The following is a 26,062-nucleotide window of genomic DNA, read 5'->3' as shown; positions in this document are numbered from 1 at the left end:
CAGGGCTTTCTCCGAGTTTGACGGGCTTCACCGCAAATTTTTCAACAAGCGGGCTCAAATAATTTAAGTCTCCAGTGTCTACCAATTTCACCATCGAGGCAGCACAGCCCAGTATTATGCCACGACACGATGAGCACCACCAAATTTACGTTGAGGTAACCGTGTTAGCACCACCGGCACCACCCTGTGGACGCACGTTAGCCGTCCAAATCGACGACACTCCAGCCGCCGAACGAGCACTTCTGCGGCACGCCGAATGTGCGCTGGACTGAGCGCTCGTTTTGCGTGAGCGTGCGAGGGGTACGACTGTGCATTCAAATTTTTCAGACGTCGGGCGTTGTACACTGTTGCCGCCGTGCCGCCTTGAGGAAACTCTGGATTGAGGGAACTGTGCGGCCGGCGCGATGGTACTCCTCAGCACGTTAGCCGCCGGAGGTACTCTGCTCTTGAAAAAAAGAGCGCACCAGGGCGGTGCGCTCAGTAGTTAGGCTGTTTGTGCCCATGCCTGATTGTTCTCAGCTGCCTGCTGTGCGAGCGTCTGCTCCGCGGCTACCCGGGCCTCCGCCTCAGCGAGGAGCGCAGGAATATGCTGCCCACGCAGCCGTTTGAAAATCGCGTCGACGACAGTTGCAGACCACGACTCGCCGGGTTCTCGACGCAGGTTCCAGCTCACGTCGCGTGCGCATGTCGTCACCGCGTTGACGTCCAGGTGCGCGAGACGTAGCAGCTCGGCGAGCTGACGCTCCGGGATAGAGATGGTCGTGAACCCGAGACGGCCGGGTTTGTGCACGAAAATCCGTTTGCCTCGTAGGCGGTCCTGTGTTTTTTTATGTGTGCTCATTGTGTACTCCGGTGTGCAGAAGACAGTGCGTAACACTGACGGAGCGAATGCCCTCGTACTATGTATAGCCACGATGTTTATAGTTTTTCGGGCGTTCAGACCGTCTCCTATACCTACGCACCGCCGGCTATAAACAAACACCGCTAGAACCCGCATAAACACAACGTTTTAGCGTTGTGGCGGCTGTTGCGCAGCAGGACACGGGTAGTTATAGAACCGTTCAGCCGCCGAGGACGGCGAGCGCTCGATTGATAGCAGCGATGCGCTCGGGCAGTGCTGTCACGCCGCCGTTGATTTTGCGTGTGAGCGCGGTCCAATCTCGGGCGTCTGCAAACGTGCTGCAGCTGTTTGAAAACCAAAACCACCCCGCTGAATCGGCAGCAAATTCAGGCTGGAGTAGCAGGTCCGGGTTGGTCAGAACGTCGACGCCAGAGGCTATTTTGTACGCAGCGTAATTGCTGCGGCCAGTCAACTGCTTTAGGCCTCGGCCGCGGAATTTGTAGCCGTCTCCAGACGCCGGCAGGCCGTTGCCCATGCGGTTTGCGTACACGAAATTTGCCAGTGCATCGGGGCGGTTTGCGTACTGCTGCGCTGAGGACAGCGTTGGAAAACGAGCGTGCCAGACTGCACAGAGGCGTGCTGCTGAGTAGTTCAGATTCTCGCTGACGACGCTCAGATTGCCGCTCTCGATGCAGACCTGGCCCAGAAAGGCCGCTTGCCGCAGAGGGGAACTAATGCCCCATTTGCCCATGGCTGAGGTGAGAAACAGGGCATATTTTGTGGCGTTAGCCGGTGTGCAGCCGGTGGCTGCGATGAGCGTTTGAGGGGACACGAGAGGCTCCTGATGGATACCCCTCGTGTAGTGAAACGGTCAGCTAGTCAGCTGCCAGAACATTTCAACGATGGCAGATTGAGCGAACGAACCCCCGGCAGGCCTGTTAGTCTGGACGCGAATCCGAATCATCCTCGCACCCGCCGGCACGCTGCCCAGGTTGACAACGCCGGTGGTCGCGCCCGCGCTGCCTGTTGTGTATGTTCCGAAATTAGTGAACACCCCTGGGCTGGTTTCCCAATCCAGCGCGTAGCTCAACGTTACGCCAGGCTCGTTATCTGACAGCGCGGTGTAGTAGCCTGCAGTCGCGCGTGCGAGCCGGTTACGGTTGACCCAGTTCAGCGTCACAGTAGCAGCTCGAGTCACCGCAGGCACCACATCGGCCACGCTCAACGCCCCCCAAGAGCTGCCTATTTTCACTGCCCCGGGCGGCAACGGTTTCGGTGCACGCGCCCCACCGGGAGTCGAAACGTATGTCCACGACGCCTGGCTACCAACCGCATTTACGGCCTCCAGCCGCCCGCCGGCGCCATAAGAATCAGCGCGACCAACAGCCGACGTCAGGCCTGGCAACTCGTACCCGGCGGCCACATAGGTCCGCAGCCGCGCTGGGTAAATCGCGTATCCGAGCACCAGTTTCACGCTCGTCCCGGCAGCGAACCGCCCAGGTACTGTATCGAAAATCCCGCGCTCCACAGCCGTAGCCGTCAGGGTATTTCCGCTCAAACTCCACGTTCCAGCCACCATCCACTCACTGCCCGCAACAATATAGACCTGCCCCCGAGTGGCACGCGACCACTGCTCGACGGCCGCATCAGTCAGCGAAAACTGCAGCGTCGGAGACTGCGTAGACGCTGCTAGAGCTGCCACCAAAAATGCGCTGATTGCAGGTTCGTGTCGGTCCGCGTCGTACGTAGCGGTGTCGTAATCGCTCCATGCGGTGAGACCCTCCTGCACAGCTAGCTGGAACGAGGACGTGGACGTCGAGGGGTCGGTGCCGAGGTACAGCAGCTGGTCGTAGTCGTCCCCGGTTAGTGCGTACGGCGCCGGCGCTAGTGTTGCGGCAGTCAGCGATTCAGGCGGTGCAATAGGCGTCGACGGCGGGAGGGTTGGCGTGGTGGTGCCGGAGGAAACGCCATTCCGGAAAACGTCCTCGATAGCCTCAAGCTCGACACGTAGGCGGCTGCTCCAATTCGCGAAACGGGATGAAGCAATACGCATGCGGACGGTCAAATCGCTGCCAGGCGGGTGCAAAATTATCAGGTTTCCAGGTTTGAGGACCGTACCAGTGGGCACGGTGGCGGTCCACGTGGCGCTCGCCAGCGGAGACGAAACGACGCGGATATCGCGGCTCGCAAGTAGCCCGGCTAGGTCAGCGCGGCTCACGCCGATATACTCGTTGGAGCGTGCAATCTCGGCGCCGGCAGACCGCAGCCCGGTTGGGTTACTGGTCGAGGCGACCCGGGATTGCCAGTCCAGTTGGCGGTCCACAAATGGCACTTGAATGACATTCGGGGCCTCCTCAACAGAGATGCGCGAGAACGACGTCAGCTCAATGATATTCGAGTCGTCGAACGTCATGACTGGTGCGTCAGTCTCGCGAATCAGCGTCAGCTGCAGCTGGCCGGTGCGCTCGTTAATCTCGAGTTGGCCATTGAGTTGTTTGAGCAAATCTCCGATTACCTCGCCCACAGAGCGGCTGGATTCCCACGCGAATGACACGCCGTTTCCCTCACTGTGTAGCACGTCTGCGGCACGGAAAAACGTCTCCAGCGCGATAGCGTAGGTGCTCAGACGAGGCCCCACACCGGGCAGCCGCGTGGTCAGCAGCTCGAGGATTGCGAACGCCGGGTTAGCGTCTCCAGAGACGTCTGCACGCGCAGCCAGCCATCCATCTAGGTCGGCACGCGTGTAGTCGCCGTGGCTAACGCTGCCAGCAAACGGATAGCTGATTACACGAAAATCCCTGCTGCCGCCGCCTAGTGCTGCGGTCAAAACAGGCAGACGTTTCAACGTTAGCAGTAGCGGTGATATATTTGGAGAGCTGCCGACGAAACCATATTGAGGGGTTGAAATCGGCTTGCCAATTAGCCCTACTGACGCCGCCGAGGGGCCGAGGAAAACGGCATGCAGCGTGTTCGGGTACGCAGGAACCGGCTGTCCAATCTCGCCGGCCAGGTACGCGGTATCGAGCGGTACGTACGGTGAGCTGATAGCAGAATCAGCGACGTCAACAGCGTGATTGTAGAACGCAAATCGGCCGACGAGGCCATCAGAAATCTCTTGACCCTCGCTGGCTGTCCACGTCGAATTGACGTCTAGATTTGTCACCGCAGTGCGTGACAGCGGTTGGTCGCCAGCCCACACGAGGTGGTCGCCGAGGCGAACCTCGCGGACCGAATCGCACGTTGCAGCGCTCAGACTCAGCCACATGCCGACGTAATAGCGGTAGCCCAGCGACACCTTGGTCGTCTTGAACAATCCCGCTTTTACCGATTTTGTCACCTCGCGAGCATCGTAGTCGAATACGGAGAGCACGTTGGCAGCTACCTGGAACGTCCCGAAACCCAATGGCTGGGCGCGGTCCTCGGTGGCAGTTGGGAACTGAAATTCGGACAGCTGGTACTGCCGCGCGCGAGGCGATTTAGGCACCGGGGTGATAGCGGCGATAACCAAATTGATGATTAACGCTATGAAGAAATTGAACATTGGTACTAGCCTTTCAAGCCGGTTTCGAATAAGTTTTTTAACGGGATAAATGGGTAGCCGCCATGGCGTGGGGTGTTGCTGAACGCGGTGTTGCACGTGGTGAGCGATTTGTCGCAGCCACGGAATAGGCTGATGCGCATACCGGCTGAGACGCTACCTAGCGGCACGGGGGTAATAAGCTCCACTAGAGAGCCGCTGTGGCCGATTGCGGCGCGACGGATGCCACCGTTAGGGCCGGTAGCTGCGATGGCGCCTTGAGGTGTTGGGTCGGTAGGACGCGGATAGAACTGCTCTGACGTGCTGCCGTCGTTGCCGTACACGCCGTTGATAACGGCAAATCCATATTGGAAAAAGCCATCGGTACGGTTAGCTGCGGCGGCTACGGTGAGGGTCAGGCCATCGCTCGATACAGCGGCGACGTGGCCGTCCTCACGCCATTTCCAATAGTGTGTGGTGTAGTCGTACGCGGAGGCGGAAACGCCGCAGCTCGTGCGGTCGTACAACTCGTAGCCACATGTGCGCGGATATTTCCGCGTTAGGCCGGGGCGTTTTAAAACATCCTGCAGTGGCGTACAGCTCAGTTTGCACATCTGCTCGTCAAATTCAGCGCTGCGCACGCGTCCAATCCACACCACGAGCGGCGTGTCAGTTGGCGCGTCGAGCATTGCAACTGTGAGCCACACCTGCGCGCCAGGGGCGTCGTATCGGTAAAGTTCTGCCACTGGATGGCCGCGGTCGAGGGTCACCGCGAGCTGGCCGGCCGCCGATTCTGCGTCGAGGCGCAGGCCGTCGTGCTGGACGCGAATTGGCGTGTACGTCAGTGCTGTAGTACCAAATCGTGGCAGAAATGGGCTCGCTAGGCTGTCGCCTGCTATCGTGACGGACCGCTCAGAATTGGTGTGCGTGTAGAGCGTTTGCCGCATGCCGTCAGCTGCAGTGACGAGGGCACGTGTCGCGAGGCCAGTATCGTCGGCCATCACGCCGTCAGCCTCGAGCAGTTCGAATCGGTACAGAAAAATCACGTGGTAACCTCGACTAGAGAGAGCTGACAGGTAGCCAGCGATGGTTTTAGATATTGAATTTCAACGTCGTCGGAGCCGAGCCGCCACAGCCGTGGCTCCGCGTCATGTGGCGCCTGCCAGGCGAACGCGTTGAGACGACCGCGGACTGCGTAAATCCATCGGCGAAACTCTACAATTGCGGACCGGTCCATCAGCGTCAGCGACAGCCCGAGGGTGCGTTTGGCGTATCGCAGTTCTCGCAGGCGCAGGTTTCCAGCGTCGAACCGATTGGCGCTGAACGACGACGATTCTTTTAGCGTAGCCGCCCAGTTGTGCCGTTCCGGGAACGCCAGCCCCAATCCACCATCAGGCCATGGCTGAGGAACCTCGAGATTCGCCTCAACGTCAAACGACAGACTGACGGTCCGCGCAGTAGGCGTGCTGTACTCGACGTCAAACGAGTCCTCAGCTAGCTGCGCCACGTGCAGCGGTATCGCCAGAGCATCGTCGGCAGACCAGCCATCGAGCACATTCGTCCCTGGCAAAAATCCCAAGGTCACGTCCCGCCAGATGCCCCTTCGGTTCCTAATAAGCCACTCCCGCTCACCCACCAGCGGCACACCCGCGTCAACCACAGGCGGCGCCCCAGAGCTGCTAGCAAATTGATGCTGCCAGGCCGGGACTAGAAGCGTGCCGCCGGCGCGCAGAGGCGCGAGAGTGGCCTCAGGGTCATTGCGTAGCAGTACGTACTGTGCGGATAGGCTCAGGCGGGGGTACGCGCGTGATGCGGAGCGGCGCTCCGAGCCGTCGCGATGAGTTTCGACGTCGGTGGCGAACGAAAGCCGCTCTATCCTGGGAGCGGCGCCGGTGGGTTCAAGCAGAAACGGGGTCGGGGTTGGTGTGGGCATGCTGCGTATAGGAGCCGTTCAGACGTTTTGAGATTTGCCGCCAGCGCCCCAGGACAGCCTCCGCGATGCGCCACTGTGGCATGCCGGCTACCGATGCCCGGTGCGCTGCGTGGATTTTGGCCTGTTCTAGCAGCCACGTGGCCTGCGCAGCACGGCACTCGTGGGTCTGGCTAGCCACGCGCTCGAGCATGGCCTCGTCGACCGCGTAGTCCTCTCCTGGCTGCCAGTGCTGGCGTGCTAGCCACTCAGCCTCCAATTCGTTGCAGTTGTGGCCTGCGGCGGCTATCCAGTGCAACGCTATCTCGTCGTGTGCGCGGTCGAATCCGGGCAGCCAGCTGCGCATTATTTCGCGCTCTTTTAGCAGCTCGAGATAGCGGCCAATTACCTCCCGGCCGCAGATTGCAACCAGGTCAGGCATTAGTTTGGCACCGTAGTAGGCCCTCAGCTCGAATGGGCGGCCACGAGGGTATGACCTGTCTGGCTGCGCGTAATTCGGCAAATACGCCTCCAAGTCATAGTCTGGCTCGAACAACACGTCGTAGTCGTCGGTAAATTCGACGACCTGAAAAAGCGCCGCCTGTGCAGCGTCCATAAATTCGGACAGCAGGTTGTCAGGTATTCCGGCTGCGCAGAATTTGAATATCAATTTTGAAACGCGCGGCTTGTATTTTGTGGCTGCCATGGTGATGTGCTCTCGGGTGCCGGTCCACCTCATTGCGGACCTACTACGTATAGGCACGATGTTTATATAAAGGTTTTGTCAGAGACTCCCGACGTAAAAAAAACCGCCCAACCTCTTGCGAGACCGGGCGGCTTTCAACACACTGGAGTTTTCACATGACCAAGGGCTCACCACAAACCCTTGACACTACGTATAGTCACCGGCTGCTTATCCGGTTGAACCATTGATTTTGCGTTTGTTTGCAACGCTCAGCTCAACGTGGAGACGCTCAAATTCCGGGTCCTGGCGTAGCGCGGCGATTACGGCGCCAGTGGCGACTGTTACCCTCGGATGCACGTTGACGTGCGTATCTCCGCTAGCTGGTACTGGGGCTGCTGCCGGCGAATACGCTGCTGCGTTCGGAACCATGGCCATCGGCGACGCGAACTGCCTGCTGTACGTGCTCGACAGGCTGCGTTTCAGGGCCTCGTGCGAGACAATGGTACCGTTCGTGCCAGCCAACATTAACTCGGGCCCGCGCTCGCCTACAACGTAGGCCTTTCCTGCTTCAATGTCACCGCCGTTCACACGGAACCCGCCGAAAATCCCAGCCAGGAATCCACCCAGGCCACCGCTTGTCATCGAGCTGCCGAATGCGGACTGCAGGCCGGATTTGAGCGCAAAACTCGCAATCTGAGTCAGAGTGCTGATGACTAGGTCGCGCAGCGCGTCCAACGGGCGCTTGGCGCCGGTCGCGATGTCTTGAAATCCCTTCTCGATTGACGAGAAAAAACTCTCGTTAATTTGCTGCGCAGTCGTGCTGAACGCGGTATCCAGTTCGGCTATTTGGTCCTCAACCTGCCTGATGGCCTGCAGTGCGGCTGGCGAATCGTTCGAAAACTCTTTGAGCAGGTCCAGCCGCTCACGCAGCGCCGCTGCTTGCTCGCGTTTCAGAGCGAGGCTCTGCTGGTCCAGCTGAATGTCGGTCAGCGTGCCGGCGCGAGATTGACGCTCAAGCGCAGCCTGGCTGCTGTCGAACTGCGAATTGACCTGGCCGACTGCATCCTGCGCTCGTCCAAACTCGTTCTCACGACGTTGAGCCGCTGCCACGGTCTCAGCCCTTTTCAGCAGGTCCGGGAACGCTGCCAACTCTCGGCGTTTCTCCTCCAGCCACTGGTCTATTGCCACGCTGCGAGCGTCAAACGACCGGCCCTCAGCGTCCGCCAATTCCTGCTCCAGCCCTCGGCGCAGGTCTGCCAGATTGATTGCAGACTGAGCGATTTTGCCGTCAGTCTCGAGGGCCAGCTGCTGTCGCTGCTGCTCGACTGCTACAATTTGAGCCGACAATTCCGTAGATTTTGCAGACCTGGCTGCTTGCTGCACTGGGTCAGTGGTCACCGGCGCGGTCACATCAAACGCCTGCTGCTCTTTGAGGCGCTCCAAGTCCGCAGCCAGCGCTGTGTCTTTCAACGCGGCGGAACGCTTTAGAAACTCCTCCTCGCTGATTTGACGCGCGTCGTAAAGCTGCTGCACGCCGGCCAGCTCGCGTTCGCGGATTGCCGCCGACGAGGTTTTCTCTGCGTTAGCACGTGCCTGAAATAATTTTTCGTCGATATCACGACGCTGCGCGGCATCCTGCTTGCCCGCCTCTGAAACGTCGCGATTAGTCTGCAGGCGAACCTGCTTTATTTTGTTTGCAGCTACCGTAGCAGCCGCAATCTCGCTGTCGTAGGCGCTCTGTGCCTCTGCAACTTTCTCCTTGTCGCCGCTTTTTGTAGCAAGTTCGAGGCTCTTCTGCAAATCAAGCTGGCGCGCTTGTGTCTGCTCGAGCGTTTTTTGCGCCTCGTCCAGGTCGATGGCGGCCACGCGCTTTGCATACTCAGTGTGCGTGATAGCGTTTCTCGCAAGCAGTCCGTCCAGCTCAGCTTTTTGGGCATCTAATCCGGATTTGTAGATTGACAGCTCGTCCGACTGTGTCTGTTTTGCGCGCGCCAGTGCCTTGGCGGCGGAGTCGAGCTGCTGCTTGGCCTTGGCTTTCTCTTCCTCGTCAGCGAGGGTTTTTGCACGTTTTGCAGCCGCAGTTTTGTCGATGTCGTTTTTGACGTTATAGGTGGGTGCGGTAGGCCCGTGTAATATTTTGCCGTCTGGCCCGGCGACTGGGATACCAGTGTGATTGGTCGATAGCGGCGGAATCTCCGTATTTCCCTCTGGAATTGGCGACGGTACTTCTATACCAAACGCACGGCTGATGCTGTAGGCTATGGACGCCTTTTTACGGTTCCTGACTCTGTCAAATTCAGCGTTGACGTCCTCAGGGCGTTTAAATTTGCCGAACGCCGTAGACGCGTCACTGACGGCCGTAGCGACGCCATCGAAAGTTTTATAGATTGCTGCGCCGATGTGCACCAGTGGCGTCAAAACGTTAGTCAATAGCGACGCTCCGGCATTCTGCAGTGCGTAAAACGCCGGTGTCAGTTCGTCACCCACGGCGGTTTTAAGCCCGCCCCATGCCTGCGCGAGGTGCGCGCTCGACCCAGAAACGCCCTGAAGGGCCTTGCCGGTGTCGCCGACTTGCAGCTCGGTCTCTTTCAGGATGCCCAGCGTAATGGCCTGAACTTTGTCGGCCTTCGTCAGGCTAGTTGATACTACGCCGATTTTATCTGCGTACTCCTCGTACATTTTTGCTACGTTTTTTGTAACGCCAGCATTATCCACCAACGCTGAGTTTTCGTTGCGAATACCCTCTGTAGCAGTGACAACAGCCTCGCCCCAGTCGAGCCCGGCCTGCCGACCATACGCGGCAGCGTCCTTGATGCGGTCGATGATTTTCGCGGCTTTTTCAGCGTCTGTGATACCGAATGAAAATAGATTTTTGAACGCGGTCGCAGCCTGGCTCTGGCTCAGGACGCCGTCAGCAGTGACATCTTGGACAGCTTTCCACGCCCTCTCGATACCCACACCGGTACGATTCGAGACCGACTCCAGCCCCTTAAACGCAGCCTCCGCAGTGGTCGCGGAGTCCACGCTAGCTTTAGCGAACGTGGCCATGGCACCCGTGGCTGCGGCGAGTACCACAGCCTGTAAACTCACGAAAGTGCTGGCAAGCGAAGTCACTGAGGTGTTAGCTGCGGCGGCGCCGGCTGTGACGTTCTGCAACGGATTGCCGCTCGCGCCGGTTTGCGCCGCAGCGGCTGTGGCAGCCAGGTGCTGCTGCAAATTTGATAGTGCAGCCAGCGCCTGTTGAGGGTCGAGCGCGACGGTGATATTAAGGGCTTGAGTGGTCATGCGTATCTGTCTGGATTGGTATAACCCGTCTAGGGATTAGCCCAGGCCGGACTGGGCTAACAGACTTTTGACGTGGGACTGCCGCAGCCGGTCGCCGTCTCTGAACTGCGTAGGCGCCGCAACAGCTGTGATGTCACTGACGAGCAGAAACCGCGACCGTGCGTCTAGCTCGTGTGCTCGCTCGAACAGATACCAAATCGTCTTGGGAGTCAGGTCGAGTACGGCATCGAGGCTCATCCGCCCCAGCAGCACCAGATGTGTAATAGCGTCAGCGAGGGTTACGGTTATTTGCTCTGAGCGTCCGCTGTCACTATCAGAGCGGAGCGCTTTTTTGAGTAACGCTCCGCATTCAACTGGTTGATGATGCCCGCGAGCGTAATCAGCTCGTCGATATCGAGCGTATCCTCAATCCAGTCGGTAGGACGGTTGATTGCCGTGGCCACCAGCTCGACGTACTCCGGATAGCAGCGCTCGTGCACCAAGTCCATGGGAATCTCGTCGGCCGCCACCGCAGTGTCACGCCCCATCGCTGCGGCTGCGGTAGCTAGCTCTTGGCCGATTTCAGCCGCTTTGGCGGTGATGCGACGGTTTATATTTAAATATGGCACGGTGTGCCGTGCTTTGAATGCGGTCAGGGTGAACTGCTCGCCGGCGAGTGTTACAGTAACTGTTGAGGGGAATAGCGCAGCTAAGTCGTCCATGTGGTCTCCATGTAAAAGTGGCACCCGGTTGGATGCCACTTGTATAGAGAGCTGCTATTACTGGATGACGTCTTTGAATCCGAACTGTCCCATCTCCGCGTCAGCCGGTTTTGTGTCGTCAAGCAGCAGTTCGAATTTGACGTCGTACACGCCAAATTGGTCGGGCGAAATAAGGGAGATGTTATCCGGCAGCAGAGCGCGTGCGCGATACAGGCAGGTGTACTCGCCGTTTAGAACGTCTGTCACGTGCACAGTAAAGTACTGGTCGCCGCCAGCCGTGATGCCGGCGCGCTTCGTAGTGCCCGAGCTGTACGAGCATGCAGGGATGGCCGTGATATTGTCGGTAAGCGCTACTACAATTCCGGAGGCCCTGTAGAATTTATAGTCCACGCCCTGGACTTTGCCGGTTACCGTCATAGCCGTGATATTCGAGTGCGGCAACTTGAACGATTGGCCGGCTTCAAGCTCTGGATACGTGAACGTACCGTCCGTAACTGGCGCCTGAGTCGCCGTACTCGCGCGCACTGCGAGCACGAAATTGTCATAGCTCGTGTCGCCTAGTTTGAGTGTCAGCGTGCCGTCGGTTGAAATTGTCTGCGACGCGATAGTGCCCACAACCTCGTTTGTCGACTTTTTCTTGATGGTGTCCTCGCTGAACGAGTACGCAGCCTCGTCGACCACATTGATATCGCGCAGAACGCCCGAGCCGTACAGCTCTAGGTGGATTCGAGCGCGTTTTACTGAAATTACGGGAGTACTCATGTCGTTATCTTTCTGTAGTTGTTATTAGTGGCTAAACAGCCGTTTTTGCGTGTAGCGAGGCGGTCAGAGCCTCATCGTGGTCTGCGATTTGAGCGTCACGAAATATTCTCTGGCGTTGTCCCGATAATCGGTCGCGACGTTCTGCAATCGCATTGGGCTGTACTCGTACTCGTCGGGAGTCCAGCCATGGAGTGCCCGGATAATCGCCTCCAAGTGCTCGCCGTCGACCGCATCGCGCTCGCTCACTGCGCCCCGGCGGACGTAGTACACCGACCAGGTCTGGTCCGAGAGAATCGCTTTTGATTTGCTCTCAACGACGTCGCTGCTGATGAACGCGACGACCGCCGTCGGTTTGAGGCCGAGCGCTTTGAGGGCAACCTCGCTAGTGTCCGCAGTAGTGCGCACGATGAGGCCGGGGACGGCGGTGAGGCGGTCGACGATGTGCTGCTCGAGGCTCAGGTAGCTCATGCCGCGCCTCCTGATGCGGCTGAGACGGATTTACTGATTTGATAGCGCAGCGCGTTGTAGACGTACTGCTCGTCAGATTTTGAAAGCCCACGACCGCTGCCACGCTTGGAAAATACAAAGGCGCGGCGCGGTATGCGCCCGCTGCCAGGGCCATCAGGCTGCTCGTGGTAGGCGGCGTAGCTCGTTCCGAGGCGGAGACGAATATCGTTTCGGCCGGCGATGAACTTGACTTGGTCGCGAGTTTGCCGGGTATACAACATTAACTGGTGGCGGCCGTCGCGCTTGTACCGTGCCGCAGTCGACGGGGCCCATGGCGCCCATCGCTGGCCATCTGGGTCGCGTTTTGACGTAAATCGCGCCTGTACGCGCCGAGTTAACTCGGCCGCTGCGTTCCGGAGAACTGGCTGTAGGTTGCCGATATCGGTACGCAGCCGCTGCAGGCTGTTCAGTACGCCGCGGGCCTCAACTGTAATTTTGACTGTGCTGGCCATAATTACCACCCGCGCAGCTGTTCGCGACCGAGCAGGCGTGGCGCAGAGCCGCACGCGGCGCCGGTGTCAGACTCGTCATCGGGAGTGCTGGGGTCGTCAACGACCGCTGGCAGCGGCGGCAACGTGGTCTTGCCCTGAGCGATGCCATCGAGAGTGCGCTCAGCCTGCGCCGCAGCGGCTGCCTGTTCCTGGGATACGCCGCTGCCGTAGAGTTGTTGCATGACGAGCGCCGCCGTCGGCCGCGCCAAAATCGCCAGGGTTTGCAGTGGGACGTCAGCAGTCCATGCGTTTGAATAGCCAAGCTGCGCGTAGCCTGACCGCACTTTGCCATCTACGTAGGCGCTGGCGGCATCGATAACGTCTTGCAGCACGGCCTCGGTCTGCGCGGTCGCGTTTGCAATCTGCGGGGCGCCATAAAGCGCCTCGAGCTGCGGGATTGTGAGATAGGCTGGAGTCGTCATGCCTCGTATAGCACAAGGCTGGATAATTGTAGCGACTCTGTTTATATGAAAACATTATGCGCCAGTGGCGGCGCTGGTAACATCTCAACATTCAGCCATGGACGAGGAGGATGAGATGACCGATGCAACGCTTAAAACTTTGGCGGCGCGCCTGCGCGTGGTGGGCCTAACGGCAGGTGTTCTTGGGATAGCCGCAGTGTGCGTGCTACCCCTGCTCAGCTAAATTTAGCACTTGCCTGACCAAGGAAGGCTGACAGTTCGTGCAGTTCCAGATGTGCCAGGAAACTCACTCAGCAAAGCCTGGATGAAAGACGGCATAACTGTTGGCAGATTTCCGCAACTACCCTCACTTTTCAAGCGGCCCTGATAAACCTTCTTAGGGACCGAGCCCACGCTGTCCATTTCGACGATATCAATGTTCACGAATCGTCGATATATCTGCGAAGTCGTGGCAATTTGGTTGTAGCCGGTCACACCGTAGTTCGGCGTTGCAGTCGTCGTCGCATTGACGTATGCAGTGTTGCCAACGCGATTTACGGTCCCTGTAGTAGTTGAGTTGCCGTATCCGGTCACGCCCCATTGGGGTATCGAATAGCTTGCAGTTTCGGTGCGTCCGTCATCAATCCCAAAGTCCAAGAAAATCCCGTATTTCGCTGGTGACCCGTTCGCAACAACATTCAGCCCTTTCGCGGTCAAACCCGACGCCAATTGCTGCGCGTACGCTGCAAACTCGAGCGAGCCGACGTCAGCCTTTTTCCACGGTAGCACGGCGTATGTCGCGTCCGCCGTAGCCGCAGGCATCTGATGAAAAACAGTAACGTTGCTCTCAATACGAGAGCCGGGCGTAGCGCATCCAGCAAGTAGCGCTACTGCAGAAATAACGAGTCCTGTTCTAAAGTTCATGTTGTGTTCCTGGTTGGTTGCTTATATAAATATTGTAACCAAAATTACAGTATCCGAGCGGAAATGATTATATAATTTGCAAAACACTTTAATGAGATTGATTATGCGTAAATTTACTTCAGCGGTAGCGTTAGTTCTGGTTTTGGCCACAAGCACTGCGTCCGCACAGTGGTACGTAGGCGGCACTCTGCACAGAGCAACATTAAGCGAATGGACGGCTAGTACATCGAGCAACCAACTTGCCACACTTGCCGACATTGTCGGCAAGACTCTGAGTCTGAGAGACCCTGTGGCTGTTCGACCAATGGCAGAGCAGGTGCAGGCCTGCATTAACGTCGTAGCAGCAAACAAGAAGATGGGAACGCAGCCGGTGGCTGATACTGCAGTCGGCTGCATGTTCCAGCTTGGTTACCTTCCAAAGTAAAAGCCCGCCAATACGGCGGGCCTTCTATCACAGCCTCTGCTTCTGTTTTTCCGGCTTGGCAGGAGGTTCCGCCGGCGCTTGGGGCTTTTTACGCTTCGCTGCCGCCATCTTCAAATATGCATCGATGCTCATGCTGTCACCCCGGTTTCAGGAACTGCGTTCAAAACCTGCTGCGCCAGAGCTGCTGGTTGCGTGGATTTGAGGCCCAGCTCCGCCAGGGTTTGCATGATTGCTGTTTTCAGTTGGCCGCGCTCGCGTTTGCCTGCCAACAGTTTGCAGCAGCGCTGTACAAACTCGTGAATTTTCTCGCCCCTGCGCGGCTGAGCTTTGCACAGCGCGTCAAGAATCTGCTCGATTGCTGGCACGCGGTTAGGGGTCTGGGATTGAGGTGCAGCTTGGTTCATGGTCATCACTCGTTGTTGTGGTGCTGTGTATAGGCATGGCACAAAAAGCCCCCAGTCGGGGGCTCAGGACCGCTGCAGATTAGATGCGGTCTACCTCGAGGATAGTGATGCCCTCGGTCGCGTAGATGTTCGACTCGCCGTTCGCCAGGAACTGCTGCGTGAACAATTTGCGGGCTGCAATCGCCGCTGCGGTGCCGCGTTTCACGACGATATGAGTAGCGCGATTGTCCACCAACTCGCCGGCGTCATTTGTGAACGTCGCCATTGTGTCTTTGGCCGCTTGGTAGCTCTCAGCGGTCAGCACAGCCTTCGAACGCAGACTGTAGTACGCCATACCGCCGCGGAAAATCTTACGGGCTTTCCAGCCCCAGGCCAGATTGTCCGTGTCGAACGTGTACTCCGAGGAATCCGCGCTCCCACCCTTCATAGTGACGTTGTAGTCCTCGCCAGTTTGCGTTACTCGAATGATAGATTTTTTCGACGCCAAGTACCAAGGCGCGCCGGGGCCAGCGATATCGTTCGTGTAGCTGCCCAGGATTACAGGGTCGCCACTTCCATCTACCTTGATAGAGCCATCCGGATTCTGGTCGACGTACTCGTGTGTGCCGAACAGCGGGTCTAAATCGAACCCAACGGCGTTGTTTTTGAAAACCGCTAGGGTTTCGATTTCCTGCGTGAGTGCGGCGGATTCAGCCAAGCGTGCACCGATTTTTCCACCGTCCACAGCCGGGTTGTCGGTCAACTCATCAGATGGAATCTCGACGGTTTTTTCGAATTTCTCACACGTGAATTTTACGCCATAGCTTTTCAGACGAATATATACGCGGTTACCGACCCAGCGGCGACCTGCGCCAATACCGCCGAGGAAATAAGGGCTGTATCCGCCGTTGCTGCAGGTATCGTCAGTGACGATAGCGTCTACCGGCGAGGTACGCGCTTTCATGTCATCGATGAAGCGGGACGATGCGGTAGTCATCAGGTCCAGCAGCTTTTCTTTTGTCATTGCCATCGTAGTGTTCTTTCGTTAGTTGTTGTTGTTTATAGTCCGAGCTGGCTGCGCGCTTTTGCTCGCTGTTCTGAATAGGTCTGCAGGTCTTTAACTCCAGCAGCTTTTGCAGTAGCGACTTCGTCAGCGGTAAGGCCAAACGTCTCAGCCGGCGCGCTTGTGTTCGCGTGCGTTGCATTTCCCGCCGGCAGCACCGCCGGAGCCGCTGCCATCGCAGCGTTGAACGCAACGACGTCCAATTTGGCCAGGGCCAGTAAGCTGTCGCGTTGAGCAGGCGTGGCTTTGCGAGCGCTGATAGCAGCGTCAACCGCGGACAGTACGACGCGGTCTGCGTCAGCAGCTTTGAGCGCGGTCAGCTGCGTGGTCAGGTCGGTGACTGTCGCAGTCAGCGTGGTCACCTCGGCGCGCGCGGCTGTCAGCGCAACGGTGTCGGTATCACGCTGCGCGGTGAGAGTGGTCACGGTCGCAGCCACGTCAGCGGCCTGTGTTTGAGCTGCAGTCAGCGCAGTGACAGCGGCCAGTGCGGTTGCCTCGTCGGCGGTCTCAGCAAGGCCTAAGGCCAAGAGTAGTTTTTTGAGCATTTCGTCGTCTTTAGTTGTTGCCGATTGGTCGGCTTGCGTCGTATAGACAGTGATGTTGAAAGTCTGGGCATGCTGCGGCTGTGGCTGCGCGGAGAATGTTTGCGCGGTGTACGCGGCGGGATTGTTAGTCAGCGCCGTGGATTTCAGCTCTGTCAGGTGCAGCTCGTTTTCAGACAGCCTTACGCCGTGCGCAACTCCGCTCGTAAATCCATAAAGTTTGTCTCCAAGTTCCTGAAGCCCAAGCGGAGTCAGCTCGAACCATCCAAGCAAGCCTGGCTCAAGGCCAATTCCCGGTTCAAGTTCTGCAGTTGTCAGCGAGTGCCGCCAGCCGCGAGCGCGGGTATCAGTGCGGTCGTTCTCCGTGGCGTGCTCGACGTCCAGCGGAGACAACGTCTTGTCATTCGCATGTAGTGCAATCAGCGCAGCTGCGTCGTAGCTGATGATGAGATTTGAGCGCAAGTCGTCGCGTCTGGTCCGGAATGGCGACGGCGGGAAAATCTGCAGCGCAACTAGGTCGACCGTGCGGCCGTCCGCGGTCACCACGGTTTTGGTTGGACGCGTGGTCTGCAGCGTTGACGTGAACGCGGTTGTGAGCTGGTTTTTGAGGTTCGGCTTAGGCATGCCATGTGTAGTCACGCCACAATGAGAAAACCCCAGCGGGATTGCTGCTCAGGGGTTATCGCGAATCTGCTGCGCGTACGCCTCGGCGTCAGCCAGTTTGGCGTAGCAACGCATTTTTACTACGCCGACATACACACAGTAATACGTACCCGATTTCGCTACTGTCACTGCTACGTCTAATTCCATGGTTTATTCGTTTAGAGTTTAGAGTTTCACCGCTTTTCGGACGAAATTTGCGAACAGGCTGGCGCGGCTCACAACCAGCTGCCAGTACGTGTAGATAGGCTGGACGGCGGCGTTAGGGACAGCGTAGGTCAGCGCTATCTGGTCGCCGTACTCGTCTAGCGTTACCGCAGTCAGCGGAGTGACGTCAGAGAATTGGGGCATTTGTGGGTGCCGGCCTGCGATTTGAGCGGTGTCTGTGCTGCCTGAGTCGCGGTCAACGGTAATTGAGTACCACGCGGTCGGCGCGATTAGCGTGAACGTAGCCGTAGCCGGGCTGCCGTTGTCGCCGGCGGAGGTGCTGGCGTTGTCGGTCAGCACGAGGCACAGGTCAGAGTACTCGACGCCCGCTACGCCGGTCGCAACGCGGCGGTACTGTGTGTGCACGCGCGCCTCACCCTCGACGTCAGCTATGTAATATCGCCGAACGCGCACCAGATTGTCGATGCTCGAGCCCACGATTGAGGTGCCGTCGCTGAGGCTGGCGAGAGTAACGGACGCATCGGACGGCCCGGCAATGCCCGCTGCAGGCTGCAGGAGGCTCATAGAGGCGTTTTCTGTGTCAATTGCGATGTAGGTGCCGTAAAACGGTGACGCGCGCAGTAGGAGCCTCGTAGCCCCCCCGTACGGTGCGTACGCGAGGCATGCACGGTTCAGGTGGTCTGACTGCGAATCGAGGTACTGCACGTGCGTCACGGTAGTGGTGCTGCCGTCGTGGGTCCAGCGAATCGCGCCGGCCAGCTGCGTCTGCGTTGTACCCGTGCTGTCGTTGAGTGAAACTATTGTGAACATAGTTCGGATGCCGTCGACGAGCGATAGCTGCTCGCACGCCAGCACATCAACGACTGTGAGACTAGCGTCAAAAAACTCCGCCGGCCACGCGTAGTGGCAATTTATCGACGAGGCGTAGTTTTCGGCCGGGTAGAACTGCAGGGACGTTGCGGCAGGCCCGCTGCCGCCGAATTGCTCACAGCGCCACGAAGCGCCGGCCAGGGAGCGGCCGAATTGGTACGTGTCGCCGTGGAACGGGTCCGGGCGGGGCTGTATAAATGGCGGCGAGAGAGTATCAGTTGCAGCGACGAACTGGGTATCGCCCGGCGAGCAGCCCTGCGCGTACGACGTGTACGCGAGGCCGTCGAGGTACTCGTAGCCCGAGGGGGCGGCGCCAGTGCCGCGGACGTCTATGACGCTGCCTGGGACTGCGGAGGGGCCTCCGCTGGCGTTGCTGTGGTTGTCGAATATGCTCACTGTGCCACCTCCACTGCGACGGCGCCGCCGCTGGCTGACACGCGGATTGCGGTGAGCGGCGCCGGTATATCAGTAATGGTCGGGACGGACACGCTACCACCCGCGCCGAGCGCCGCTGGGACCCAGCGTGCGGTGCCTGCTGCAATTCGTGCTGGCGTGCTGATAGAGACGCTAACGGTGGCTGTAGCACCGGGGTCGGGGTGGATTGCGAGGACCGCTGGTGTGGCTGCTGGAAAATCGGCGTGGATAAGGGTTTCGCCGTCGTTGAGCGTGTAGTCCGCGATAGAGACGCGGCTGGTCTGTGTATATGACATTTGGTGTTTTTCACTGTGGTTGTTGTACGCTGCGTGTAGCGAACAATCGCGAATCGATAAAACGTTGAGGAGATTGATATGAGTTTTTTCAGTGACCTGCTGGGTGACGTGTTTGATAGTGTTTTTGCACCTGCCTGTGCGAATGACCCGTGCAGTTCTGGATACGTCGAGAACCTCGGCATCAGCGATAACAGCAGCGTGTTCGATAGCAGCTCGATGAGCGACAACAGCATCAGCAGCAGCGACTGGACGAGTGCGTTCGGTACGCAGTGCGATTTTCAGCCAGCTGCAGAGAGTGGCGGGCTGCAGTTCGGCGGGACGTTTGACTCGTTCGATTCCGGTATCGGAGGGTCGTCGGCATTCGGCAACGAATGGTAAAAAACCGCCCTCGTGGTGAGGACGGTTTTAATCAGTCAGGTAGGACCGGGAGTCGGTCTAGACCCAGTTCAAAATATCGCGCTGAGAAAAACGGCACACTGCTGCTGTATGAACCGCCGTGCCGTTTTATCGTCCAATTTTCATCCCCGTCGGGTGCTGGGCGAGGAAGCGAGCCGCTGACAGCTACGCCACGTTCGAACGCTTGGAGCTTGGTAGCTGCTTCTACAATCAAGAGTGGTTTTTGATTGTCAACTAAAGAAATTCTAAAATCCGGCATTACACTGCTCCTTGGAAGTTGGCCTCGACGCGTATAGAACTACTACCAAGCGGCTGCAGTAGAGGCCTAGGTTCCCATGGCTGATTGCTAAAACTTCTTCCGCTCGACAGCCGTTCTCCTAAGTGCCCCTGGCTGAATGCTCACGCTGTATTTTTCAGACTATTTTTCAGTCCTGTGTTTTGAAAATAGTTCTGCCGTCGTGCAGCCGTTCTTTAGAATCAAAAGCCCAGGTTTACTACATGAGAGTACTGCTGCCGAAATGTTGACCGTACTTTTTACAGTTCAAAGGTCTTGTTTAAAAACTCCCGCCGTCGAGCGAACGTGAGCCGTAGATTACAAGGATTAGCCCTCTTGAAACCCGCATGCAGCCTAGCTCTCCGGCCGGTCACCGGGGGTAAGCGGTGCAAAAACCGGGGGTAACCGGTGCATCCTGCCGAGGCCCGCCGCGCCGATTTCGACAACCGAGGCTGAAAAAACCGGGGGTAACCGGTGCGAAACGGGGGTAACCGGTGCACGTGAAAATGACCTAAAAAACCCATATAAACACGTGGTGACTATACGAGGTACAACACCTCGGAGACACCACGTGACCACCACCACCCGCACCGCTTCACCCCTACGCGCAGCACTCGCTGCAGCCGAGCAGACGTTCGAGGACGCGCGCCGTGAGCGCTGGCAGGAATTTGAGCAACGACAGGCTGAAATAGCTGCAATCGACGCGGAGAACAAGCGCCAGGCCGAGATTAGGGCCAACACCGTCCCTACATCATCGCTGCTCACGCCGATAGCGCTCACCACGCCCCTGTTCAGCGTCTACCGTCGCAAATCGGCAACCGCTGCGCTGCCGCACGTCACAGCACTCTACAACGCTAATGGCCGCGGTTACGTGCGTTACGAGGGCCCCCAGTTGACGCAGTCCCACCAGACTCTCCTACTCGCGCTGCTGCAGCTGCAGGCTAACCGCGTCGTCGACGAGCCACTTTTGACGCGTCCACGCGACCTAATTCTCGCGATGCGTTGGACCGATAACAAACGCAATCGCGAGCGTCTCGCGGAGCTGATAGACGATATGCACAAATCGCGCCTCCGAATCTGGGCCGCAGACCAGACAGAGAGAACAGACGCACTCCGCGCAACGCTAATCTCGTCGTGGCAGCCCTCGTCAGACGAGACCGCGCTGTGGACCATCAATCTAGACCGCAGCGCCGCCAGCTTGTTCAACGCGACCACTCCGACACACCTCAACCTCAATGTCCGTAGCCAGCTGCAGGAGGGAATAGCGACGTTTTTGTACGGTTTCGTCCGCGCAAACACATGTATTGTTGAGTACAAATTCCGCGACCTGCAGGCAATCTGTGGCTCGACCGCCAAGGACAGCGGGGAGTTTGGTGACAGCGTGTGCGCCGCGCTCGACCAGCTCGAGTCATTGGGCGTCATTAAGGGACATAAACGCCTCCGCGGGGCCGTGAAAATCAACAAGTAACCGCCGCCTCCCACCACCCCGAACGCCAGCTGTGTTTATATGAAAACAGCTGGCGTTCTGTCGTTATGCGCTAACCTCGCGAGAACACAACCACCACAGGATTTTCCATGGCCGAATTTCTGAAATACGCAACCTCGCTGGACGGGCTCACAGTTTTTTGTCTAGGCGTCCTCATCCCGTTCCTACGGCCGCAATGGTTCGGCGTCAAATTTGAAGACGAAAAAAAGCCCGGGTGACCGGGCTTTTGAATCAAGCACTTATAAAACCAGCGACTTCAGCGACACAGGACGCACGTAATTGAACAGACAAATCGCGAGAACCATCGCAGTAATCGCACCGTGCGGGGAAGCGCCCAGTGCAGCTGCTGCGAGGAATGCGGCAAGTCCAGCTGGGAGGCTGTACTCGTCAAGTTTATCCTCGCGCAGTACCGCCACGAGAGCGAAGCTGACTGCCGCGATGAACTTGACCAGCAGCATCGTTCGCAGCTGCTTGCCATGCCCGGTCAGGTACCGCTGGGTGTGCTGCGCGGTGCGGCCGAGGACGTAGACGACTGCTGCAAAATTGATGACGTAGGCGATGAAACCAAATACAAAAGTTGCGTTCATGATAAAAACTCTCCATTTCGAAATGACCTGAATCTGAGCCCCGGGACACCCGGGAGATTCGGGTGTTGGGGGGGATACCGGCTGCAGTCCGGGTAACGAGGTTCTCTCGATTACAATACGTATAGCAACTTTCTATAAACAGGGTTGGTCGTAAATTTATACGCATTGAAAATTGAGGAACCGGCATGGCAGAAAACTCGCAGTCCACTGAGGCCTACAAAATATGGCTGGCTGCCAGCGAAAAATACGATTACCACGTTGTAGGGGTAGCCGGCGCGCTATGCGCTTGGGCCGTGCAAGCACTGACGTTCAAGGTGCTTGACTGGCCTGCCGGAGTACAGTTGGGTGGAATAGCTGCGCTCGTCGCCTCTGTTGCGCTGGGCCTGCTTCGCATAGAACGGACGGTTCACGTGCACTCGTTGTCACTGCAAGGCGCCAAGTCGGCAGAACGGCTCTCCAAAGCCATGGCACAAGAGCGTGAGAACTACGCATTGAATAGCGAGTTTGACAAGCCGCTGCTTGAATCGCTGAAAAATAATCACTTGTCGCTGATTCAGAGAGCTAAAGACGCTAGCCGTGGTGCTGTTAAAGTTTACCGCTTCAGGAACTACGCGGTAGTTGCAGGGCTGACTTTATATTCTGTTGGTCGGGTGTGGGCGCAGCTCACCGCGCCCGTTATTCCAGTGACCATTCAGGTACAGTTGCCCGCATCTGCGGTAGTTGCACCGATTGCGCCGCCAGCGCTTAAGTCGCCGGCTCAATCTGGCGCGTTGCAGCCAACCCGGCCATGAGCAGCGCTTGCAGGTCAGCGACGCTCGATTTTTCTATAAACGACAGCAGCGCCGATTTGATAGCAGCCTCGCTACCGTTTGCCACGTCGGCGGGCTCGGTAGATGGTGGGTTACCCTGGCTGAGTGTGGTATTTGCGGTTACGTGGGCGGTCAGCGCTGATTTGGCGTCGACAGGTGGCGCTCCAGTCGCTGCGGCGGGGGCCGTGGTACCACCAACGGTCTTGTCGCCGTCCTGCGGCTCGGTAGTCTGCAACAATGAGTGGACGTCAGACACAAGGAATTGGACGCCACGGTCCATAAATCCCTGCATCGCTGAAGCCTTGGCCGCTGTGTCCTCGGCCTCCTCGACGGGCATCGTAAATGACGGCACGACCGCGCCGGCGAAATTGAACTGCACAAATGGCGTGAACAAATCGCGAACGATAGTGTCAGCGATGTCGCTCGCGTCTGCGCGCATGATATCTGCGCGCAATTCGTTGTGCACTACGCCGAGCGCCTGCGAGCCGCCGCTACCGGTGTTGCTCGTACCGCTGGTCAGTGAGCCGCCGAGAATCAGTTGTGTGAGCAGCTCGTCGAAATATCGAGACCAACGTTCGTAGGTCTCGATTGAGCCCTGAACGGTGCTGTCTTTTAAAAATTCAATTTGCATTTCCTCGGGGATAATGGCCCAAGCGTCAGCGCCAATGTGCTCGAGCGCTTGACGCATTACCGACAGATTTTTTTGGTGTTCAGGCCCAGCGCCACGGGGGAATTTACCAAGGCGCAATGGCATCGCAAACAGCTCGACAAACAACGAGCCGCGGCCTTGAATTACATCGAGCAGGCACGCGTAGAAAACTGCGGTGTATGCGAGGCCGTTTAAGTGGGGTTGCCCTGGTAGCAGTGATGGCGTGTGAAAGATAAATTTTCCGTACGGCGCTAGTGGCGTCGGCTTTTCGCCTGCGACAGCAGGTAGCAACAGAGGGCTACCGTCAGCAGCATCGAAGGCGAACCACGACGGCGGCATTAACCCGATATTTTCAACAGGCCAAAATTCTGTACCGCTCCCAAAACGCACTTGCGCGCCTTGCCACCCGAAATAGGAGGCCCATGCGAGATGCCGCACTAGATTTTTGAAGTGTGGTGTCTGTGCCAGCGCCTGACAGGCTGCAAGCGCTTTTTTGTCCTGTCGGCTCGTCCCTGCGCTCTCCACAAGCCGTGGCAGGCTCGTAATCGACATCACACGCGTCGCCATCAACGACCGCAATTTCGGACTGCGGCGTAAAACAGCCATGCCCATGTCCACTAGCCCGGTTAGGTTTTGACCAGACTGTGCCCCCTTTAGCGCCTTTAGCGCGGCGTCAGGCGTGTATGTGACAGCGGTGGCGGTCGACGTAACGCGACGAACCTCTCCCGTCGCCTGAGTCTCAAAAAGAGGCGGCGCGGGCGGAGCTATGTCGCCAGTCATTTCCTTCGCGGTCGGCGTCCGCTTTGCTGCAGAAAATGCTGCCAAAAAGGGTTTTAAGTTCAATGCCATTGGTCGTCGTCGCTGTCGCTGTCGGTTGATGTGGTGCTCGAGCTGATGTACTCCCAGCTGTTGCTCTCGAACGTGTAGCGAGCCGTCGCGTACAAAATGGCCTGGATAGCGCTGTCAACGACGTCACGCGGTTTGCACTTCGGGAACGCGTCCGCTTTATCCAGAAAGCCGGGTGTATCCGGGTCATCCTCTATTAGCCACACCAGTCCGTTCTCAATGCGCACAGACGCTAATGTGGCGCGGTCCTCCTTACTACCGCCAAGTGCGGTTTTCACGGCGTCGAGCGTGCGCGACGGGACGTGTATGTTTTTTGCCAGATTGCGCGGGTCTGCCGGCGTCAGCGTCAGAGCTGGATATTTAGTTTTCAGGAGTTGTAGCAGCGCTAGCCCGCTAGGACCAGCCGCTTCGATAAGGTGCTCAGCGCCGGTCTGCCAGTTGCGGCCGTAGTCAGGAATGCGTTTCTCTAATTCGGGTACTGTAAGCCACTCCTCCAATTGGCCGAGTTTGAACAGGCCCGCTTTTCCTGGCACTGAAGATAGGCCCCAGACTGTACACCCCGTTGGGTCGTTGTTCTCATTGTCAGTGGCGGCAGTGTCCCACGAGATAATGAAATGGAAAAATGACGGCAGGTCCCTCCGCTTGATGAGCCGCCAGTGGTTGCGTTTAATGATGCCGCCGCCACGCGGAGCTGGACGTTGCTGCAACTGCCCCGCAGCTGCGTACGACCCCACGGACAGCTTTAGCTCTAACAAGGCCTCGTGACCGAAGTGATTTTTCCAGAGAAGCTCGCCATCCTCTGTGCGTGGGTCCCTAAAACCCAGAACCGTGGAACAACGTCGTGCTGGCTCGTACTCCGCAGGCAGCATAAGGTGCACCCAGCCCCCACGCTTCAGCATACGCGCGCACACATCTGCCTCCGATAGTCGCTGCATTGTTAAGACCATCGCGCCGTCATTAGGATTATTGAGACGCGTGCTCCACACCTCATCCCACCAGATATTGAAGGATTCAAGATACGCTGCGGACCGCATTTCGTTGGAGTCCATCGGGTCATCAGCGCTCAATATGTCCCCGCCTTCGCCTACGGCACCTGCCACTGATGACACGCTGAGACGGTATCCGGTATGGTTGTTCGTGTATCGCTGCTTTTGATTTTGGTCGCGTGTGAGCGAAAACACATCAGAGAACCTGGCTTGGAACCACGGAGACTGTATGAGGCGGCGGGATGCTAGCGCATCGCGAATAGATAGCCCTTGTTTATATGAACAAGACAGGAATCGACGTGAGGGCTTGCTGAGCCAGTCCCATACTGGCCAGATAACGCTCACCAGCGCGGTTTTCATGTGGCGCGGCGGAATATTGATTAGCAGTCGTTTGATTCGGCCGTCGGACACTGCCTGCAGATGGTCGCAAATCGCGTGGATGTGCCAATTGTCCCTGAACGGCTGAACCGGCTCGAGGACGTGCCATGCGCGAATCGCAAATTGGTACAGCGAGCGTCGGCACAGCTCTCGTTCGATTTCGAGAGCTGACGGGAGCCGCTGCGCTATTTCTAATAACTGGGATTTTGGTGGACGTTGCATCCACCGTATAGGGTCTTACTTCGCTTTTGAATACGATTTAGCAGAGTGTAAAAGCTCGCTCAAGTCGGGGCTGTGCACGTGCCGGCAGATGCCGTCGGTATCAGTTACCCGAAGGCACCAACCGTCCTCCCTCAGGCTGGAAATATAGACCCTAAATCTACCGTAATCCAGTTGGCCCTCGGCAAGGTTGAGGTTAGTTAAAGACTGACGCTTAAGGCGAAGCTCAGCAATAAGCTTAGCCAAAACTTCGTCGTCATCCGCAATTGCGCCTGAAGGCTCACACCACGGCCTCATGCTACTTTGACCCACATCGCCAGGGTGACCGTCAGGGCGGCCAGAGCGGCATGCACGTCACCATCAATAACTGCAGGCGCCCCCAGCGCGTCTCCATCCTCGGCGTGCGTCACGTCCAGCTGCCAACTCTGTGGCCCAGTTTTCAATACAGTGAATTTTGTCGAGGCGCGCACGACGTAAAACATGCGAGCAATTTCCGTCGTGCAGCCAAATTCGGCTACAGCAGCATATTCGGCGGGCGTTAGTACGTAGAGTAATGTTGACAAGATTTTGTTGATTTTCAGCAATTCGG

25 protein-coding genes are annotated in these 26,062 nt (G+C 57.8%); 4 read left to right on the top strand and 21 right to left on the bottom strand.

What is annotated here, in order from left to right:
* Window positions 1–484: 484 nt before the first annotated feature.
* The 13 genes from ACUJB0_RS19275 to ACUJB0_RS19215 all read right to left on the bottom strand — a co-directional run bounded on the left by ACUJB0_RS19275 (window position 485) and on the right by ACUJB0_RS19215 (window position 14,023).
* Window positions 485–841, bottom strand: a complete 357-nt coding sequence (locus ACUJB0_RS19275) for a hypothetical protein (RefSeq protein ID WP_444846619.1) — start codon at window positions 839–841, stop codon at window positions 485–487.
* A 220-nt stretch (window positions 842–1,061) separates the two neighbouring features.
* Window positions 1,062–1,673: a glycoside hydrolase family 19 protein gene (locus ACUJB0_RS19270; RefSeq protein WP_444846618.1), complete on the bottom strand. Its 612-nt coding sequence runs from the start codon at window positions 1,671–1,673 to the stop codon at window positions 1,062–1,064.
* Window positions 1,674–1,712: 39 nt separating this feature from the next.
* Window positions 1,713–4,382 carry a phage tail protein gene (locus ACUJB0_RS19265; RefSeq protein WP_444846617.1) on the bottom strand — a complete coding sequence of 890 codons (2,670 nt, stop codon included), beginning with the start codon at window positions 4,380–4,382 and terminating at the stop codon, window positions 1,713–1,715.
* 5 nt (window positions 4,383–4,387) lie between these two features.
* The gene (locus ACUJB0_RS19260) at window positions 4,388–5,404 is read right to left on the bottom strand and encodes a phage BR0599 family protein (RefSeq protein ID WP_444846616.1); all 1,017 of its coding nucleotides are present in this window, start codon (window positions 5,402–5,404) and stop codon (window positions 4,388–4,390) included.
* Window positions 5,401–6,291, bottom strand: a complete 891-nt coding sequence (locus ACUJB0_RS19255) for a hypothetical protein (RefSeq protein WP_444846615.1) — start codon at window positions 6,289–6,291, stop codon at window positions 5,401–5,403. Before ACUJB0_RS19255 ends, ACUJB0_RS19260 begins: the two co-directional genes overlap by 4 nt.
* Entirely contained in the window at window positions 6,257–6,973 is a 717-nt protein-coding gene (locus ACUJB0_RS19250) for a hypothetical protein (protein ID WP_444846614.1), read from the bottom strand. The genes ACUJB0_RS19255 and ACUJB0_RS19250 overlap by 35 nt, the downstream gene beginning before the upstream one ends.
* A 207-nt stretch (window positions 6,974–7,180) precedes the next feature.
* On the bottom strand, window positions 7,181–10,237 hold the full coding sequence (locus ACUJB0_RS19245) for a coiled-coil domain-containing protein (RefSeq protein ID WP_444846613.1): 3,057 nt from the start codon (window positions 10,235–10,237) through the stop codon (window positions 7,181–7,183).
* Window positions 10,238–10,521: 284 nt separating this feature from the next.
* A complete protein-coding gene (locus ACUJB0_RS19240) occupies window positions 10,522–10,938 on the bottom strand; it encodes a hypothetical protein (RefSeq protein ID WP_444846612.1) in 417 nt (138 codons plus the stop codon).
* Between the two features lie 57 nt (window positions 10,939–10,995).
* Entirely contained in the window at window positions 10,996–11,700 is a 705-nt protein-coding gene (locus ACUJB0_RS19235) for a hypothetical protein (RefSeq protein WP_444846611.1), read from the bottom strand.
* Between the two features lie 63 nt (window positions 11,701–11,763).
* Window positions 11,764–12,168: a phage tail terminator protein gene (locus ACUJB0_RS19230; protein ID WP_444846610.1), complete on the bottom strand. Its 405-nt coding sequence runs from the start codon at window positions 12,166–12,168 to the stop codon at window positions 11,764–11,766.
* The gene (locus tag ACUJB0_RS19225) at window positions 12,165–12,659 is read right to left on the bottom strand and encodes a phage virion morphogenesis family protein (RefSeq protein ID WP_444846609.1); all 495 of its coding nucleotides are present in this window, start codon (window positions 12,657–12,659) and stop codon (window positions 12,165–12,167) included. The genes ACUJB0_RS19230 and ACUJB0_RS19225 overlap by 4 nt, the downstream gene beginning before the upstream one ends.
* Window positions 12,660–12,661: 2 nt before the next feature.
* The gene (locus ACUJB0_RS19220; RefSeq protein ID WP_444846608.1) at window positions 12,662–13,120 is read right to left on the bottom strand and encodes a phage protein Gp36 family protein; all 459 of its coding nucleotides are present in this window, start codon (window positions 13,118–13,120) and stop codon (window positions 12,662–12,664) included.
* 225 nt (window positions 13,121–13,345) lie between these two features.
* Entirely contained in the window at window positions 13,346–14,023 is a 678-nt protein-coding gene (locus ACUJB0_RS19215) for a hypothetical protein (RefSeq protein ID WP_444846607.1), read from the bottom strand.
* A gap of 91 nt (window positions 14,024–14,114) precedes the next feature.
* Between ACUJB0_RS19215 and ACUJB0_RS19210 the strand changes: the two genes are divergently transcribed.
* Complete coding sequence (locus ACUJB0_RS19210) at window positions 14,115–14,447, top strand: hypothetical protein (RefSeq protein ID WP_444846606.1); 333 nt, start codon at window positions 14,115–14,117, stop codon at window positions 14,445–14,447.
* 128 nt (window positions 14,448–14,575) lie between these two features.
* On the opposite strand, the gene ACUJB0_RS19205 is transcribed toward ACUJB0_RS19210, so the two are convergent.
* From ACUJB0_RS19205 to ACUJB0_RS19190, 4 genes are all read right to left on the bottom strand, one after another.
* A complete protein-coding gene (locus tag ACUJB0_RS19205) occupies window positions 14,576–14,851 on the bottom strand; it encodes a hypothetical protein (RefSeq protein ID WP_444846605.1) in 276 nt (91 codons plus the stop codon).
* Between the two features lie 79 nt (window positions 14,852–14,930).
* Window positions 14,931–15,860, bottom strand: a complete 930-nt coding sequence (locus tag ACUJB0_RS19200; RefSeq protein ID WP_444846604.1) for a Mu-like prophage major head subunit gpT family protein — start codon at window positions 15,858–15,860, stop codon at window positions 14,931–14,933.
* A gap of 29 nt (window positions 15,861–15,889) precedes the next feature.
* Window positions 15,890–17,059, bottom strand: a complete 1,170-nt coding sequence (locus ACUJB0_RS19195; protein WP_444846603.1) for a phage protease — start codon at window positions 17,057–17,059, stop codon at window positions 15,890–15,892.
* A 204-nt stretch (window positions 17,060–17,263) separates the two neighbouring features.
* Window positions 17,264–18,529, bottom strand: coding sequence for a hypothetical protein (locus tag ACUJB0_RS19190; RefSeq protein WP_444846602.1), 1,266 nt, complete (start codon window positions 18,527–18,529; stop codon window positions 17,264–17,266).
* 392 nt (window positions 18,530–18,921) lie between these two features.
* Between ACUJB0_RS19190 and ACUJB0_RS19185 the strand changes: the two genes are divergently transcribed.
* Window positions 18,922–19,221, top strand: coding sequence for a hypothetical protein (locus tag ACUJB0_RS19185; protein ID WP_444846601.1), 300 nt, complete (start codon window positions 18,922–18,924; stop codon window positions 19,219–19,221).
* An 863-nt stretch (window positions 19,222–20,084) separates the two neighbouring features.
* Window positions 20,085–20,981 carry a hypothetical protein gene (locus ACUJB0_RS19180; RefSeq protein WP_444846600.1) on the top strand — a complete coding sequence of 299 codons (897 nt, stop codon included), beginning with the start codon at window positions 20,085–20,087 and terminating at the stop codon, window positions 20,979–20,981.
* Window positions 20,982–21,238: 257 nt separating this feature from the next.
* On the opposite strand, the gene ACUJB0_RS19175 is transcribed toward ACUJB0_RS19180, so the two are convergent.
* Window positions 21,239–21,586: a hypothetical protein gene (locus ACUJB0_RS19175; RefSeq protein WP_444846599.1), complete on the bottom strand. Its 348-nt coding sequence runs from the start codon at window positions 21,584–21,586 to the stop codon at window positions 21,239–21,241.
* 185 nt (window positions 21,587–21,771) lie between these two features.
* Between ACUJB0_RS19175 and ACUJB0_RS19170 the strand changes: the two genes are divergently transcribed.
* A complete protein-coding gene (locus tag ACUJB0_RS19170) occupies window positions 21,772–22,377 on the top strand; it encodes a hypothetical protein (protein ID WP_444846598.1) in 606 nt (201 codons plus the stop codon).
* Here the strand turns inward: ACUJB0_RS19170 and ACUJB0_RS19165 are convergent.
* The 3 genes from ACUJB0_RS19165 to ACUJB0_RS19155 form a co-directional block, all read right to left on the bottom strand.
* A complete protein-coding gene (locus ACUJB0_RS19165; protein ID WP_444846597.1) occupies window positions 22,331–23,893 on the bottom strand; it encodes a phage portal protein family protein in 1,563 nt (520 codons plus the stop codon). The two genes, ACUJB0_RS19170 and ACUJB0_RS19165, sit on opposite strands and share 47 nt — an antisense overlap.
* The gene (locus tag ACUJB0_RS19160; protein WP_444846596.1) at window positions 23,884–25,476 is read right to left on the bottom strand and encodes a hypothetical protein; all 1,593 of its coding nucleotides are present in this window, start codon (window positions 25,474–25,476) and stop codon (window positions 23,884–23,886) included. Before ACUJB0_RS19160 ends, ACUJB0_RS19165 begins: the two co-directional genes overlap by 10 nt.
* A 290-nt stretch (window positions 25,477–25,766) precedes the next feature.
* The gene (locus ACUJB0_RS19155; protein ID WP_444846595.1) at window positions 25,767–26,057 is read right to left on the bottom strand and encodes a hypothetical protein; all 291 of its coding nucleotides are present in this window, start codon (window positions 26,055–26,057) and stop codon (window positions 25,767–25,769) included.
* Between the last annotated feature and the right edge of the window lie 5 nt (window positions 26,058–26,062).

Source organism: Duganella caerulea (assembly GCF_040362985.1).
GTDB classification, from domain to species: domain Bacteria; phylum Pseudomonadota; class Gammaproteobacteria; order Burkholderiales; family Burkholderiaceae_D; genus Rugamonas; species Rugamonas vulcania.
The sequence above is the reverse complement of the archived record's forward strand: the minus strand, read 5'-3'. Positions and strand labels throughout refer to the sequence as shown.